Raw genomic sequence first — 15,586 nt, forward strand, 5'->3', positions numbered from 1 at the left:
TCAATTCCTCTCTCACACAGCGCCGAGAATGAGACCGCTGGTGGGTACTGCTGTTCCGGCAGTGACCAAGACGTTCTCGACACCCTCGGGCTGATTGGTCGACGTACCGCGAATCAGTCGCACACCTTCGGCAACGCCGTTGACACCGTGCAGGTACGCCTCGCCGACCTGACCACCGTGAGTGTTCGCCGGCAAGCGTCCACCGAGCTCGAGATTGCCTTCGCGGATGAAGTCCTTCGCTTCGCCGGGCTTGCAGAAACCCAGTTCTTCGAGCTGCGGAAGGACCAGCGGTGTGAAGTGGTCGTACAGGATCGCGGCGTTGATGTCGTCCGGCGTCAGGCCACTCTGGCTGTACAGCTGACGACCGACCAAACCCATCTCCGGAATACCCGTGATGTCGGGGCGGTAGTAGCTGGTCATCATGTGCTGATCCTTGCCACTGCCCTGAGCGGCTGCCTTGATGAAGGCCGGCTTGTTGGCCAGATCCTTGGCGCGTTCAGCAGAGACGACGACGAGCGCCTGGCCACCGTCTGTTTCCTGGCAGCAGTCGAGCAAGTGCAGCGGCTCGGCGATCCAGCGGGAATTCTGGTGATCCTCGAGCGTGATCGGACGCTCGTAGAACCAGGCAGCCGGGTTGTTGGCGGCGTGCTTGCGCGCCACCACTGCAACTCGGCCGAAGTCCTCACTCGTCGCACCGTACTGGTGCATGTAGCGCCGGGCGAACATAGCGACCCACTGAGCGGGAGTCGACAGGCCCTGCGGGGTCATCCACGCGTACGCGGCGCGGTCCGCTGTGGTGGCCATCGGGCGATCGTGCTGGCCCAGACCGTAACGCTCACCGGATCGCTCGTTGAAGGCGCGGTAGCAGACAACGACATCGGCAACACCCGTCGCAACAGCCATCGCTGCCTGCTGCACGGGTCCACATGCAGCGCCACCGCCGTAACCGATGCGGGAGAAGAACGTCAGCTCGCCGAGACCACAGTTGCGGGCAACGATGGCTTCGCCGTTGGTTTCCGCGGTGAAGGTGGAAAGTCCGTCGACCTCGGACGGTGCGATACCCGCGTCCGCGAGTGCGGCGACGATGGCCTCACACGCCAACTGCAGTTCGGTGCGGCCGGAGTTCTTGGAGAACTCGGTGGATCCGATGCCGACGATGGCAGCGGCTCCCGAGAGCGGGCTGATCGCCATCAGGCGTTCCCCTCTTCCTTGAAAGCGACTGTGACGGTGCCGGATGCATGGTTGCCGAGGCTGTTCGCGCCCTGCACCTTGACCACGACAACACCGTCTTCCTTGGACACGACCTCACCGGTCATCGTCATGGTGTCACCCGGGTAGTTGGGTGCGCCGAGACGAATGGCGATGCGACGCAGGGTCGACGCCGATCCGGCCCAGTCCGTGACGTACCGGCCGACAAGACCGTTGCTCGTCAGGATGTTCATGAAGACATCCTTGGAGCCGCGTTCCTGCGCCAGGCTCGGATCGTGGTGCACGTCCTGGAAATCGCGGGTGGCAATAGCGGTCGCGACGATCAATGTGCGGGTCAGCGGGATCGCCAACTCGGGGAGAGCCTCGCCGACCTCGATGTCCGCGTAGCTACGACCGACGAGAACGGTCATGCGAGCACCTCCACACCGGATGCAAGCTGCGCACCCAGACGCGCGAGGTCGGAGCTGGAACCACCGAGGGTGGCAGCAATCTGCTTGCCCCACAGCAGGTGACGGTGAACCGGGTAGTCGGTGTCGACGCCCATGCCGCCGTGGACGTGCGTCGTGCGATGCACGACGCGCTGTCCGCCGTCGGTGGCCCACCACTTGGCGACGAGTACCGAGGTTCCGAGATCCAGCCCCTCGGAAATGCGCCAAGCGGCCTGCCACAGTGTCACTCGCATCGCTTCGAGATCGATGTAGCAGTCAGCGAGCTGGTGGTTGACAGCCTGGAAGGTCGCGAGCGGACGGCCGAACTGCATGCGTCCGTTCAGGTAGGTGACAGCCTGCGCGACAGCGCCCGAACCGACGCCCCATTGAATTGCGGCCAATGCCAGTTCAACTCGGTCGATCAGCCACGGCACCGTGGTGCCGTCTGCGGCACCGATCAGCTGTGCGGGGGCAGCGGAGAAGGTGAGGTTGGCGCAGATCTCGTGGTTGGTGGACTGCGTCTGCTCCACCGCGACGCCGTCCGCGGACAGATCCACCAGCAGCAGAGCCGTTCCGGTGGACGTCGTTGCCGAGATGAGCGCGAGGTTCGCGATATTCGTGATCGGCACAACGGCCTTCTCGCCGCTGAGTGTCCAGTTGCCGTCGGCGTCCTGCGTAGCCGTCGTCAGCGGATCGCCGCCCGTGTACGGGCCGAATTCCTCGAGCCCGACCGTCAGGAATCGACTGCCGTCGGCGACACCCGGAAGAAGCTCGGCGCGAAGGGAATCGGAACCGAACTCGTTGATCGCCAACGCTGCGAGCGTTGTCTCCCAGATCGGCACGGCCGCAACGTGGCGACCTTGCTCCTCGAGCAGGGTGTACAGCTCGGACAAGCCGAGACCGCCGCCGCCGAACTCCTCGGGCAGGGCGATACCGAGCAGGCCAGTGGTCGCGAGTTCGCGCCACAGTTCACGGTCGACGCGCTCGACGGAGAGTTCGATCTCCTTGGTGCGCTCGATCGTGGCCTTGCTGGTGAAGACCTCGTCGGCCAGTGAGCGAATTGCGTCCTGCTCTTCGCTGAAATTGAAGTCCATCAGTGCTCCTCGCGTGCGGCCGGCCGGAACGCGGGAAGCGTCAAATCCGGGTCGGCGTCGATCCAGTCAAGTTCCACGGGCATGTCGACCACGACATCTTCGGGCGCGATACCCACCATGTTGGCGATCAATCGGGTTCCCTCTTCGAGTTCGATGACCGCAACGATGAGCGGGTAGTCGAACGCATCGATCTTGGGGTGGTGATTGACCACGAAGCTGTACACCGTGCCACGACCCGACGCGTCGATCGTGTCCCACTCGAGTGACTGGCACTCCCCGCACATCGGGCCGGTGGGATGACGCAACGTCTTGCAGGACATGCAGCGCTGGATCACCAGACGGTGTTCCTTGGCGGCTTCGAACCAGAAAGCGTTGTCCGCGTTGAGAGCCGGACGCGGGCGCAATGCGCGCGGAGCTTCCGGAGCCTTGGCTTCCTGCGGCTTGAACCGCAGTGTCCGCCATCGCTGCGTGCCGACAACCTCGTCGTCGCCGTTGCGGTAGGTCTTGAGCGTCGTCACGAAGTGTCCGACGCCAAGGCCGGTCTTCTTCTCCGGGGAGATCGACTCGATGACCTCGGTGTAGTTCACACGATCGCCCGGGCGCAGTTCGGTGAGGAACTCCTGATCGGAATCGGTGGCCACGACGGAGCTGTAGCCGGCCGCGTCGAGGGTGGCGATCAGATCGGTCCACACCGGCGACGGGTCGTTGCCCGCCATCTTGTCGGTGAACGTCCGCATGATCCAGACCTGGAGCATCTGGGCGGGAGCAACGACGCCGTCACGGCCGGTGGCGCGGGCAGCTTCGTCGTCGAGGTAGACGGGGTTGGTATCACCCATGGTCTCGGCCCAATGGCGGATCATGGGGATGTTGACCTCGTCGGGTCCCCACGTCGTGGGAACCAGCGTCTGGCCGACAAAAGCGTCGAGTTGCGCCGAAATGTCGCTCACTTGACCCTCTTTTCGCGAACGAGACCCAAGCCGATGGTGCCGACCATGTCGCGCAGAACTTCGTTGACGCCGCCGCCGAAGGTGTTCACGACACCCTGACGCGAGATCTGCTCGATCTGACCGGCAAGCAGCGCGCCCGGAGACTCGGGGCGGATGCGTCCGGCGGAGCCGAGAATTCCCAGCAGGGTGCGGTAGACGTCGACGTGGGTTTCGGTGCCGTACGTCTTGGTGGCACCCGCGTCGGCTCCGGAGAGCGCGTCCTGCGCCACGGCGGCCGTCATCTTCCAGTTCAGCAGCCGCATCGCTTCGAGCTTGGCATGTGTGCGCGCAAAGTCCTGCTGGACCCACGGGATGTCGATGGCGCCGTTTTCCTTGGCCCAGTCCAGGACCAGGTTCCACAGACCGTAGGTACGGCCACCGATGGCCGCCAAGCCGATTCGCTCGTGGTTGAGCTGCGCCGTGATGAGCTGCCAGCCGCCGTTGACCTCGCCGACAACATCCTTCGACGGGACGCGAATCCCGGAGTAGTAGGTCGACGTCACCATCAGACCGCCGACGGTGTTGATCGGTGACCACTCGAAGCCTGCGTCCTCGGTGGGGACGATCAGGATCGAGATACCCTTGTGCTTGGGGGCGTCCGCGTCGGTGCGGCAAGCCAGCCACACGTAGTCGGCAGTGTTGGCGCCACTGGTGAAGATCTTGTTGCCGTCGACGATCCACTCGTCACCGTCGAGGACCGCACGGGTCTTGAGCGAAGCCAAGTCGGTTCCGGCCTCCGGCTCGGTGTACCCGATGGCAAAAACGATATCGCCGGCCAGAATGCCGGGCAGGAATCGTTCCTTCTGCTCTTCGGTGCCGTACTTCATCAACGTCGGCCCGACGGTATTGACCGTCACGAAGGGGAACGGCAGTCCAGCGCGCTGAACCTCGTCGAAGAACACGAACTGCTCCTCGATGGAGCGACCCTGGCCACCGAACTCCTTGGGCCAGCCGATACCGAGCCAGCCGTCCTTGCCCAGCAACTTCACGATTTCACGGAAGTACTCGCCGCCCACACCTTGTTCACCGGCAGCGCGGCGCTTCTCCTCCGGCAGCAGCGTCGCGAAATACGCGCGCAGCTCCTTGCGGAGCTCCTGCTGCTCGGGCGATTCCCTCAGATCCATCGCTGTTCTCCTATGGCATTCATGGCTGGCAACTCTTGGGCTGGACGCTATCCAGATGCACATCGGGTCGCTGAATATGTCTCGTTGAGCGGGAGGAACAAACATGAGCGCGGTCACATGCGCTGGGATGGGTGCATGGAATCCTCGGATCGCGTCGCACTCACCGACTTGGCTGCCAGATATGCGCAGGCTGTCGACAGGCGAAATCCCACCGCTCTCGCCGCCTTGTTCACCGAAGACGCCAGGTTCGTCCTGCCGCCGGCGTTGAACGGCACCGACGCTCCGACGGAGATCCAGGGCAATACGGTGGTTGCGTCGTCGGTAGTCGACGCCGTCTCTCACCTGCACTCGACGCGACACATCGTGCAGCAGCAGGTCCTCGATTCGGACAGCGCCACCACCGCACACGGCGAGGCGTACTGCTCCGCGCACCACATCTATCCTCGCGGCGACGGGTATCGGAACAACCGAATCGAGATTCGCTACCAGGACAGCTTCGAGAAGGTCGACGGGTCGTGGTTCTTCTCGCGCCGCGAACTTGTTGTCGACTTCGCCGAAGACGTTCCCGTCATACTCCTCGGCAAGTAGTGGCGAGCGTCAACTCGCAATCATGGCGATGGCTGTTCGCAGCCCACGACGCTTACCGGTGTGCGGGTCGACGCCGAACACTTCCTTGATGCCGCCCCGGACGCGGAACTTCAGCTCGGAGTGCGTTTCCGGTGCGTCGTCCTGAGAGGCGGAGAGAAACCTGTTGGGAAGCGACAACTTCCAGATGGTGCGCAGTGTCAGTCCGTACTGCTTCCACAACGGGCCTGTTGTGTACGGAAGATCGTACTTTTCACACAATTCACGAAGCGGCACAGCAATTTCCGAGTATCGATTGCTCGGCAAGTCGGGAAAGCAATGATGCTCGATCTGATAGCAGAGGTTACCGCTCATGAATGCCATGACCGGTCCGGCGTGAAAGTTTGCCGAGCCGAGCATCTGCCGTAAGTACCACTGTGCGCGCGATTCGTTCTCGAATTCCGCGAGCGTGAATTTCTCGGCTCCGTCCGGAAAGTGCCCGCAGAAGATGACTGCGTAACTCCAGTAGTTGCGAATGAGATTCGCAACGAAATTTGCCGTCAGTGTGGTCTTCCAAGCTGGACCGGTCAGAGCCGGATACAGAATGTAATCTTTGGTCACTTGCCGTGCGATCTTCTTGCCGACTTCCTTTGCCATCTCGGATTTGTCGGACCACTTCACCTCCCCTTTACGGAGTTTGTCCGTCTCCAGATGGTGAAGTGCCACTCCCCATTCGAACAGAGTCGCCAGCACAAAATTGGTGATCGGCTGGAACAGGTAGTCCGCGTGCCACTTCTGATCTCGCGTAACGCGCATGATGCCGTAGCCCACGTCATTGTCGAGACCGACGATATTGGTGAACTTGTGATGGGTGAAGTTGTGCGAGTGCTTCCAACCCGAAGACGGACAAGTGTTATCCCACTCCCAGTTACTCGAGTGAATTTCGGGATCGTTCATCCAATCCCACTGACCGTGAATGATGTTGTGGCCGAGTTCCATGTTCTCGATGATCTTGCCGGCCCCCAGAAGCGCCGTCCCCAGTATCCACGCAGGCTTCTTCCTGCTGGCAAACAGGACAACACGACCGGCCACCATCAGAGAGCGTTGAAACGCGATAGTTCGCAGAACGTATCGAGCGTCACGCGCACCGCGCTTCTCCTCGATGTCGAGTCGAATAGCATCGAGTTCACGCCCGAGTGCCTCGACATCTCCTTCAGTCAGGTGCGCATATTCCTTGATATCGGTGATCGCCACTGTGCTCTCTCCTGTCGCGGGGCCGGTTCGTCGGACGGTACCCCCGAGAATCGCCGGTGAAACGTCGGCCCGCGCTATACGTGCGTCACCGCAGAATCTGTGCCAGCATCAATGAGCGTGAGCACCGACAACCAGATCACTATCCGAACTGCCACTGAAGCCGATTGGCCGGCGATCCAGTTGCTCGACTCCACGGGGTTCGGGTTCCATCCGTCGACAGCCGACAAAACACTCACCCGCACGCTGTACCGCCCCGAAGACACCGTTGTCGCGACCGAGGGTGATCAAGTGGTCGGGCTGGCCATCGAGTTCGACATGGAATTCACCGTTCCCGGTGGGCATCAGCTGCCGACTCGCGGAATCACCTGGGTATCCGTCGCCCCGACGCACCGTCGCCGCGGGATCCTACGATCGATGTTCGTCCGGCTGCACCAACACATCGCGTCGACCGGCGCGCCCCTGGTAGCTCTGACGGCCAGCGACGCGCGCATCTACAACCGGTTCGGTTACGGCCCCGCAACCGTCAGTGAGAACATCACGATCGATCGACGTTTTGCCGACTTCCGCCGCGAAGCACCGACCGGCAGCGGTGTGCGGATCACCGACGCGCAGACCGCAGCCACGTTGCTGCCGGCAATCTACGACCGCTGGCGCCTCGTCACTCCCGGCGCGCAAAGGCGTCCACAGGCGCATTGGGATTTCACTTTTGCCGACCCGTCGGACCATCGCGCCGGCGCGTCCGGGCTGTTCTTTCTGACACATCCCGACGGCTACGTTTCCTACCGCCACCGAAGCGACGGCCCCGACAGCGTCGTCGATATCGCCGAGTTCGTTGCGATCGACGTCGACGCGTATGCCGCGCTGTGGCGGACGATGTGCGGGCTCGATCTCGTGACCCGTATCGAGGCCGAACAGCATCCAGATGATCCGCTGCGATTGATGCTGACGGACTACCGCTCGGTCCGGACAACCCGTCGATCCGACCGTCTGTGGATGCGGATCATGGACGTTCCAGCGGCGCTCGAAGCTCGTGAATATGCCGCTGACCTCGACACTGTCATCAAGATCGAGGATCCGTTCCTCGACGCGGGCGGCACGTTCGCGCTCAGCATTCGCGGCGGCAAGGCCACCTGCCGACCCACGGACGCCGATGCCAGAATCACGATGCCGTCCGATGTCTTGTCCAGCATCTACCTGGGTTCACACCAGGCCCGGATCTTCGCGGCAGCAGGCCGCGTCCAGGCCTCGACCGCTCAGGAGATACGGGACGTCGACTTTGCTTTCGGTACCACCCGCCCCGCAGTGATGGGATATGGTTTCTGACTTCCCGAACACTTCGGCGCGAGCGATTTTTATGCTCATCGGCACCAACCCGGTTAGCCTCGACCAATGGCGTTTGTAGGAAAACTGGTCAATTGGCTTCCTGAGAAGATTCTCGTGCGGGTTCTGCCGCACGCGGAGATGCTCAAGTTTCTGGTGGTCGGCGGCATAGCCTTCATCGTCACCACCGTGCTGTTCTTCGGCATCAAGTGGACCGTTCTGCCGCAACATCCGGTTACCGCCAACATCATCGCAGTCCTGGTCGCGACGGTCCTGTCGTACGTCTTGAACCGTGAATGGTCGTTCGCAGAGCGCGGTGGGCGCCAGCGTCACCACGAAGCGGCACTGTTCTTCATCGTCGCCGGTATCGGCTTGGCCATCAACCAGGTTCCGCTCTGGATCTCGAGCTACGTTTTCGACCTCCGTCAGCCCAATGTCTCCGTGTTGATGGAGAACTTCGCCGACTTCATCAGTGGATCCATCATCGGCACCCTGCTTGCAACGGCCTTCCGTTGGTGGGCGATGCGCAAATTCGTCTTCCCGGAAGAATCCACGAATGGCGAAATGATCCTCGATGCAGAAGCGACGGACGCTCCTTCACTCGACTGACTCCGACAGCAACCGGGGAGCATCACTCACCAGCAAACTTCGTCAATATTTGCACTATTCCAACCTTCCCGAAAGGTGCAAATAGCCCCGAATCTTTTGTGTAGCATTTCGGCCGTCAAAGCCTTTTCGGAATTGTTTCCGACAAGCTTGGTTCTCGCCGCACAAAAGAATGGAATCACAATGAGAGAGACTGTGTTTTCGTATATTTCGGGGGAATCGTCAACAAAGAATCGACATTCGAAACAGACCGTTTGTTTTCTCATCGCAGTCATTGTCATGTCGATGGGAATACTCGTGTTTTCACCGCCTGCCGCGGATGCCGCAGTGATCGGCGCGGTCAAGACACCAAACGGGCGATGCCTGGAGAACAAGTGGGGCGTGACGTCGGACGGCAACCCGGTGCAGATCTACGACTGCAACGGCAGCGCTGCGCAGATCTGGAGCACTGAAACCGATGGAACTATTCGCGTACAGACAAAATGCCTGGGGCCGCAGGGTGGTTCCCTGGTGGCAGGGACCGTCCTGGTCATATCGAATTGCACAGGCGCAACATTCCAACGATGGACTTCCGGCCCCGGAGGCACGGTTCGAAGCCAGGTCAACGGACTCTGCGTCGAGAATCGCGGCGGAATCAACGCAAACGGCAATCCCGCGGTGGTCCAGGTATGCGATGGAACGCAGGCCCAGAGCTGGTCTTACGCAGGGGCCGTCGTGACGCCGCCGTCTCCGTCCGGGGTTTCGGTACCGGTCGGCAATCTCAACGGATGGCGTCAGATCTTCTACGACGATTTCACCAAAGATGCTGCGCTGGGCACCTGGGCAAGTACTTGTGATCCCAACAAGATCGTCTATACCGGTGCGCAAGGACAAAAGTGGCGAGCCTACCCGTCTTGTTATCTCGATACGTACCAGAAGCGACCGTATCGCTCCGACCAAGTTCTCAGCGTTAAGAATGGCGTGCTCAATTTCAATCTGCACAATGTCAACGGACAACCGGCAGGAGCAAGTCCGTCACCCGTCATCAACGGCCAGAATCAAAATCAAACCTACGGCCGTTACTCAGCGAGATTCAAGGTCGACAATCCGAATCTCAATGAATATTACGTCGCCTGGTTGTTATGGCCGCAGTCCGAAGTGTGGCCACGCGACGGTGAATTCGACTTCCCGGAAGGTGGTCTGTCCGGCACCGCTGGAGGTTTCCACCACTACTCCGGCGCCGGTTCCTGTGTAGGCGGATGTCAGGAATTGGCAACAGACATCGGAGCACGGTTCACCGACTGGCACACATACACGATCGAGTGGTCGCCAGGGCGGATCAAGTATTTACTCGACGACCAGGTAGTGCTGGAAAGCACCTCATGGGTTCCGTCCACGCCGATGCGCTGGCAATTGCAGACCGAGACAAAAGGCGCGGGAACCAGCAACGGGAACCTGATGCTCGATTGGGTCTCGGTGTACGCCTACGACACGAGCGCGCGGCCGTAACCTCAAAACGCGAGAAGGTCCGCGTGCCACTGGCACGCGGACCTTCTGCAGGTGAATCCGATGCGGAACTAGCTCAGTCCACCGAAAACAACGACGAGGCTGTTCACGGTGTTCGTGAGTGATTCGAACACACCCTTGAGAACGAGGTCTGCACTGCCGACCGGGATCATCAGAATTGTGGAAAGGGAACCCATTGTGTGCCTCCATGATTGACCAGGCCGAAGGAACGGCCCGCAAAGAAAGTTGATCGCGCTCGGATAGGAGCGCAGTGTGAAGTGCGGTGGCGACTACCGAGAGTCACCGCAGTCCGGGCGCGCTATCAGCTACCGAACGCTCCACCGAGCACACCGAGGAGGTACTTGAATGCAGCCAATGACTGGCTCTGAGCGAGAAGATCCGAGATCGATCCCATGTGAAACTCCTTATGTGAAAATAATGTGAAGCGGGTTGCTGTACTTGCATTTTCGCTGATCACAGGACAGCAGAAAATGCTTATGCCCGAGCTGTTCACCCAAGCATCATCGGATGCTAACACCGCGATCGAGCGCTGTGGGGTGCTACGAATTTGCCCTCAGGTGGTCAGGCCGCAGCCCGGATCACCACTACGTTCCGAGTGCCACCGGTTCGACGCCGCCGAGCTTTACTCCGTCTTCTGAAGCGTCGCCATCAATTTCGGGCCATCGACAACGCGGCCGAGAAATCGGTCGGCGTCGGGATCGGTGGCAAGCCACACCGCGGCCGCGGCCGGAACCGACGCCGGTGTGGCGGCAAACCCGGCGTCCACGATCGCGTCCGCGCCGCCGCGAGCTTTACCTGATTCCGTGATCACAAACCCCGGACTGAGATTGAATGCCTTGATTCCGGCGCCGCGGTACTCCGCATTGATCGCACCGGCGATCCGCCCGAAGCCGGCCTTCGACGCGGCGTACGACAAGCCCCAGCCGCCTTCACCAGGAGGCGCCGGTGGGTCCATGGTGGCCGAACCGGATGCGAGGCCGATGACAACACCGTTGCCGCTCTTCACCATCGACGGCAGGACCACCTGGACCAACGCGAGCTGGTGGAGATAGTTTCCGACAACCATCGCCTGGGCATCGTCGATCTCGATGTCGAGAATCCGGTCCATGTTGCCGACTGTCTGTGCGTAGGCGTTGTTGACCAGCACATCTACCCGGCCCCACTCGCGCAGGACACGCTCCCCCGCCGCAACAACCGATGCCCGATCGAGAAGGTCCATCGGAACCGCCAATGCCCGCACGCCGCAGGCCTCGATTTCGGCAACCGTCGTCTCGAGGCTTCCGGTAACAGGGATAACCTGCTCGCCGTCGCGCGTTCGCGGTGCCGCGCGGCCGTCACCTTCACGAACGGTGCGGGCAGTGATCGCGACATCGAAACCGGCGCGAGCAAACGCCAGCGCGCACTCGCGGCCGATACCGCGAGAAGCGCCGGTTACCAGTGCTACTCGGTTCACAGGAACCTCGAACGGCCGTGAGTCTCGAACTCCTTCTCCAGGCTTTCGATGTCAGCTTCTGTCATCAGCGTGTACTCGGGAGCGCCGCGACCCACCCAGTGGTACACCGGCTCGTCGCTGCGCCAGCGATCGACCTGAAGGTCACGCTTGAGCACCTTGTTGGAACCTGTGACGGGCAGGTTGGTCGACACGCGAATGAAGCGCGGCGCCGACTTGGTTCCCAAATCTGCCTGTGCGGCAAGGTAAGCGGCAAACTCGACCGGGTCGAAGTCTGCCAGATCCGCAACCTCGATGCCCGCCATGACCTGATCACCCGAGCGCGGGTCCGGAACGGCAAACACACCGGTTGCGATCACCTTGGGGTGGCGGCGCAGGATGTGCTCGATCATCAGAGCCGACGTGTTCTCACCGTCCACGCGGATCCAGTCGCCCTTGCGTCCGGCGAAGTAGATGAATCCGGCTTCGTCGACGTAACCGAGATCGCCTGTCCAGTACCAACCGTCACGGATCTTCTCCGCCATGGCGTCTTCGTTCTTGTAGTAGCCCTCGAACTTCTGCGAACCTGCCTTGTCGACCATTTCGCCGATGGACTCGTCCGAGTTGAGTACGTGGCCGTGCTCGTCCAGGATCGCGCGGGGACGCTCTTCCTTCGTGTCGGGATTGACGATGACGATGTTCTCATTGGCCGGACGTCCCAACGCTCCTGCAGGCTGATTCGGATCGAGGACTACCGAACCGGCACCCTCACTCGAGCCGTAACCCTCGAAAAGCTTTGCACCGAAGCGACGAATGAACTCGGCTTTGTCACCTGGCGACGCTTCTGTACCGAAACCGTGTGTGAGGGTGTTCTCGATGTCGTCTGACTTTTCCGGAGTCGCCATCAGGTAGCCGAGTGCCTTGCCGACATACGTGAAATACGTTGCGCCGTAGAACCGGACGTCCGGCATGAAGCCCGAAGCCGTGAACTTACGGACGAGGCAGACGGTAGCGCCCTGTGACAACGCGGGAGCCCACAGTGCCATCAGTGCGTTGCCGTGGAAGAGCGGCATGCAGCAGTAGCAGACGTCGTCGCGATCGATGTCGTACTTTGCGCAGTTTGCGTACGCCAACCGGGTCAGACGTCCCTGGCTGCATCGCACAGCCTTCGACATACCGGTTGTTCCGGACGTAAAGAGGAGCAGGAACAGCGTCGACGCGTCGACACCCAGGTCGATCTGCGGCGTCTCGACGCGATGCGCAGCAACAGTTTCGGCGTACGACGCGTCGTCGACGAGGATGAAGCGGTCATCGGTCAGACCGAGATCGAGACCCGCGAGCTTCTCGTGGCCGGCCTTGTCCGTGACGATCAACTGGCAATCGACGTACCGAACCTCGGCTTCGAGCTCGGCTCCACGACGGGTCGGGTTGATACCGACGATCGTGGCACCCGTCAGCGCAGCGCCGCCGAGCCAGAACAAGAACTCGGGCTCGTTCTCGAGGAGAACACCGATGTGGAAGGGGCCAGGCGCGCGAAGCGACTTGGCGTATGCACCGCGGGCAGCACTTTCATGGACAACTTCGTCCCACGTCCAGTCCTGAGTGCGCGTCCGCAGTCCGAGATGCTGATCGCCCACACGATCGATCAACATCTGTGCGACGTCCTCACGCTGCGGAGTGGCAACGGAACTACTCGTCGGTGCTTCGGTGGCGGTGTTCGTCATCGTGATCCTGTGTCCTACTCGAGAGGGGAAGGAATTCGTGTGCGCTCACGCTCATTCCTTCGGCTGCGATTCTTTCGGAACGCTAACTGCGCGATATGGCAGCAACGCGCTCAGTCTCGCTCAGTGGTAACCGCCCCACAGATAGGATTGTCCCGTGACATTTTGTGACGTGAAAAGCGCCACAATACGAAAGGCCAATCCATGACTGCCCCCGCAGATCCGCAGTTGCTCCTGGACCAGGCGGTCTCGCGCCTCACCGGTCCCGGTGGGCCGTTCGAGATCGTCGAAGAAGAGGTTCTCGGCACCGTCATGCCCGTGATGAAGAATCGCGGGCATGCCATCGGCGAGCTCATCTCCGCGTCTCGGGCCTGGGGCGACGGCGACTACCTGGTCACCAGCGACCGTCGTATCTCGTTCACGGAGCACGCCGACGCCGTAGCCGCGCTCGCGACTGCACTGCGAGACAAGTACGGCGTCCGCAAGGGCGATCGCGTGGGAATCCTCGCCGCCAACAACCCCGAGTGGGTCATGACCTTTTTCGCGACGCAGGCGCTCGGCGCCATCGCGGTCGGCCTCAACGGCTGGTGGGTTCCGCGCGAGGTCACACACGGCATCGAGCTGTCGAGCCCGAAGGTGCTGGTAGTCGACGCGAAGCGCGGCGCTGCGCTTCCTGAGTTGCCGTCGGGCATCGCGGTCCTGACCATGGAAGAGGATCTGCCCGCCCTCATCGCCGAATACGCCGGCGCCGAGGTGCCCGTCGTAGACATCGACGAGGACGATCCGGCTGTCATCCTGTTCACCAGTGGCACCAGCGGCCGCCCCAAGGGCGCGCTCCACTCGCACCGCAACGTGATGGCTGTTGTCGACTACCACAAGTACAGCGACGCTATCGGCGCTGCATTCACGGGACGGGAGTACGACGGTTCCAAGCCCAGCCCGCTGCGCTACCTGCTGACGTCTCCCCTGTTCCACATCGCGAGCCTCCACAACCTGGTCGTCCCGCGTCTGGCCACCGGCAGCGCAGTCGTGATGATCGACGGCGGCTTCGACGTGGACAAGGTACTCGGCCTGGTCGAGCGCGAACGAATCACCAATTGGGGCGCCGTTCCTACCATGGCGTCGCGGTTGCTCGAGCACGGCAACATCGGCAAGTACGACGTTTCGTCCCTGACGGCTTTCTCGCTGGCGTCCGCTCCGTCGTCACCGGCGTTCAAGGAGCGACTCAAGGAGCAGGTTCCGTTCGCGCGCAACGCTCTCGTCGACAGCTACGGTCTCACCGAGTGCAGCACGGCCATCGCCGTTGCCGTCGGAGCCGAACTCGAAGAATTCCCCGGCACTCTCGGACGCCCCATCATCACTGTGTCCATGGAAATCCGTGACCCCTTCGGTGAGTGGCTCCCCGACGGCATCGAGGGCGAGGTCTGCGTACGCAGCCCGTTCGTCATGCTCGGATACTGGGAGAACGAAGAGGCCACTGCCTCGGCTATTTCTCCCGGACGCTGGCTTCGCACCGGTGATTTCGGTGTCATCGAGAACGGCCGTCTCCGTCTGACCGGCCGCCGTTCCGACCTCATCCTGCGTGGCGGCGAGAACGTCTACCCCACCGAGATCGAGCAGACCCTCGACGAGCATCCCGATGTCATCGAGTGCGCCGTCATCGGTATGCCTCACCCGGACCTCGGCCAGGAGGTGTCAGCCGTGGTCGTCCTGCGTCCCGGCTCGACCACCACAGAAGACGACCTCCGGGAATACGCTGCCGAGCGCCTGTCCTACTTCAAGGTGCCGTCGAAGTGGCGTATCACCGGCGATCTGTTGCCCCGCAACGCAACCGGAAAGATGGTTCGCCGCGAGATCACGGTATGACCGAAGAGCTGTCACGGATCGTCGCCGAGTCGGCGATCCGTGACTTGCTCTGCGAGTACACGCACCTGATCGATCAGGGCAGGTTGCGTGAAGTCGCAGCATTATTCGCACACTCCGATTACGGCCAGTGCGGACCCGACGGCGTCGCCACCACTGTCATTTCGTCCGACGCCGACGCTGTGTTTGCAGCGTGCACCGGCTTCATCCGGATGTACGGCACTCCCCCGACCCCGAAAACCAAGCACCTGTTGACCAATACCCGCGTATCGGTCGAGGGGAACGAGGCCTCGGCGCTGTCCTACATCACGGTCATTCAGGGCACCGAAGATTTTGCCCTGCAACCCATTCTGTCGGGTCGCTATTTCGATCGATTCACGTGCGTTGACGGATCGTGGCAGTTCACATCACGACTTTTCTGCATGGACAGCATGGGCGAGTTGTCAGCTCACGCCAACCGATCACTCTGAATACACCTCGCA

Annotated in this window: 15 protein-coding genes; 6 read left to right on the forward strand and 9 right to left on the reverse strand. The window is 61.6% G+C overall.

Annotated features, from left to right (window positions below; all coding sequences use genetic code 11):
• Positions 1 to 12 precede the first annotated feature (12 nt).
• The 5 genes from FFI94_RS26475 to FFI94_RS26495 are packed head-to-tail and all read right to left on the reverse strand — an operon-like array spanning position 13 to position 4,841.
• Positions 13 to 1,191, reverse strand: coding sequence for a lipid-transfer protein (locus FFI94_RS26475; RefSeq protein ID WP_138870424.1), 1,179 nt, complete (start codon positions 1,189 to 1,191; stop codon positions 13 to 15).
• Positions 1,191 to 1,619, reverse strand: coding sequence for a MaoC family dehydratase (locus FFI94_RS26480; RefSeq protein ID WP_138870425.1), 429 nt, complete (start codon positions 1,617 to 1,619; stop codon positions 1,191 to 1,193). Before FFI94_RS26480 ends, FFI94_RS26475 begins: the two co-directional genes overlap by 1 nt.
• The gene (locus FFI94_RS26485; RefSeq protein ID WP_138870426.1) at positions 1,616 to 2,731 is read right to left on the reverse strand and encodes an acyl-CoA dehydrogenase family protein; all 1,116 of its coding nucleotides are present in this window, start codon (positions 2,729 to 2,731) and stop codon (positions 1,616 to 1,618) included. The genes FFI94_RS26480 and FFI94_RS26485 overlap by 4 nt, the downstream gene beginning before the upstream one ends.
• Positions 2,731 to 3,678: a MaoC family dehydratase N-terminal domain-containing protein gene (locus FFI94_RS26490; RefSeq protein ID WP_138870427.1), complete on the reverse strand. Its 948-nt coding sequence runs from the start codon at positions 3,676 to 3,678 to the stop codon at positions 2,731 to 2,733. Before FFI94_RS26490 ends, FFI94_RS26485 begins: the two co-directional genes overlap by 1 nt.
• Positions 3,675 to 4,841 (reverse strand): acyl-CoA dehydrogenase family protein, encoded by a 1,167-nt coding sequence (locus FFI94_RS26495; RefSeq protein WP_138870428.1) that lies wholly within the window; start codon positions 4,839 to 4,841, stop codon positions 3,675 to 3,677. The genes FFI94_RS26490 and FFI94_RS26495 overlap by 4 nt, the downstream gene beginning before the upstream one ends.
• Positions 4,842 to 4,976: 135 nt before the next feature.
• On the opposite strand from FFI94_RS26495, the gene FFI94_RS26500 reads away from it, so the two are divergent.
• Positions 4,977 to 5,429, forward strand: coding sequence for a nuclear transport factor 2 family protein (locus tag FFI94_RS26500; protein ID WP_185993325.1), 453 nt, complete (start codon positions 4,977 to 4,979; stop codon positions 5,427 to 5,429).
• A 9-nt stretch (positions 5,430 to 5,438) separates the two neighbouring features.
• Here FFI94_RS26500 and FFI94_RS26505 read toward each other — a convergent pair whose 3' ends face one another.
• Complete coding sequence (locus tag FFI94_RS26505) at positions 5,439 to 6,659, reverse strand: fatty acid desaturase (protein WP_138870429.1); 1,221 nt, start codon at positions 6,657 to 6,659, stop codon at positions 5,439 to 5,441.
• 117 nt (positions 6,660 to 6,776) lie between these two features.
• Here FFI94_RS26505 and FFI94_RS26510 point away from each other — a divergent pair, with 117 nt between their 5' ends.
• The 3 genes from FFI94_RS26510 (at position 6,777) to FFI94_RS26520 (ending at position 10,073) form a co-directional block, all read left to right on the forward strand.
• Positions 6,777 to 7,982, forward strand: coding sequence for an enhanced intracellular survival protein Eis (locus FFI94_RS26510; RefSeq protein ID WP_138870430.1), 1,206 nt, complete (start codon positions 6,777 to 6,779; stop codon positions 7,980 to 7,982).
• A 66-nt stretch (positions 7,983 to 8,048) separates the two neighbouring features.
• The gene (locus FFI94_RS26515) at positions 8,049 to 8,588 is read left to right on the forward strand and encodes a GtrA family protein (RefSeq protein ID WP_138870431.1); all 540 of its coding nucleotides are present in this window, start codon (positions 8,049 to 8,051) and stop codon (positions 8,586 to 8,588) included.
• 282 nt (positions 8,589 to 8,870) lie between these two features.
• Positions 8,871 to 10,073 (forward strand): ricin-type beta-trefoil lectin domain protein, encoded by a 1,203-nt coding sequence (locus FFI94_RS26520; RefSeq protein ID WP_260684341.1) that lies wholly within the window; start codon positions 8,871 to 8,873, stop codon positions 10,071 to 10,073.
• A 68-nt stretch (positions 10,074 to 10,141) separates the two neighbouring features.
• Here FFI94_RS26520 and FFI94_RS34380 read toward each other — a convergent pair whose 3' ends face one another.
• The 3 genes from FFI94_RS34380 to FFI94_RS26530 all read right to left on the reverse strand — a co-directional run bounded on the left by FFI94_RS34380 (position 10,142) and on the right by FFI94_RS26530 (position 13,172).
• Positions 10,142 to 10,267 (reverse strand): hypothetical protein, encoded by a 126-nt coding sequence (locus FFI94_RS34380; RefSeq protein WP_255285241.1) that lies wholly within the window; start codon positions 10,265 to 10,267, stop codon positions 10,142 to 10,144.
• Positions 10,268 to 10,713: 446 nt separating this feature from the next.
• On the reverse strand, positions 10,714 to 11,544 hold the full coding sequence (locus FFI94_RS26525; RefSeq protein WP_138870433.1) for an SDR family NAD(P)-dependent oxidoreductase: 831 nt from the start codon (positions 11,542 to 11,544) through the stop codon (positions 10,714 to 10,716).
• Positions 11,541 to 13,172 (reverse strand): AMP-binding protein, encoded by a 1,632-nt coding sequence (locus tag FFI94_RS26530; RefSeq protein WP_397495583.1) that lies wholly within the window; start codon positions 13,170 to 13,172, stop codon positions 11,541 to 11,543. Before FFI94_RS26530 ends, FFI94_RS26525 begins: the two co-directional genes overlap by 4 nt.
• Positions 13,173 to 13,445: 273 nt before the next feature.
• On the opposite strand from FFI94_RS26530, the gene FFI94_RS26535 reads away from it, so the two are divergent.
• On the forward strand, positions 13,446 to 15,107 hold the full coding sequence (locus FFI94_RS26535) for a class I adenylate-forming enzyme family protein (protein ID WP_138870435.1): 1,662 nt from the start codon (positions 13,446 to 13,448) through the stop codon (positions 15,105 to 15,107).
• Complete coding sequence (locus FFI94_RS26540) at positions 15,104 to 15,574, forward strand: nuclear transport factor 2 family protein (RefSeq protein ID WP_138870436.1); 471 nt, start codon at positions 15,104 to 15,106, stop codon at positions 15,572 to 15,574. Before FFI94_RS26535 ends, FFI94_RS26540 begins: the two co-directional genes overlap by 4 nt.
• Positions 15,575 to 15,586 lie beyond the last annotated feature (12 nt).

Origin of the sequence: Rhodococcus sp. KBS0724 (genome assembly GCF_005938745.2) — a bacterium.
Taxonomy (GTDB): Bacteria; Actinomycetota; Actinomycetes; order Mycobacteriales; family Mycobacteriaceae; genus Rhodococcus_F.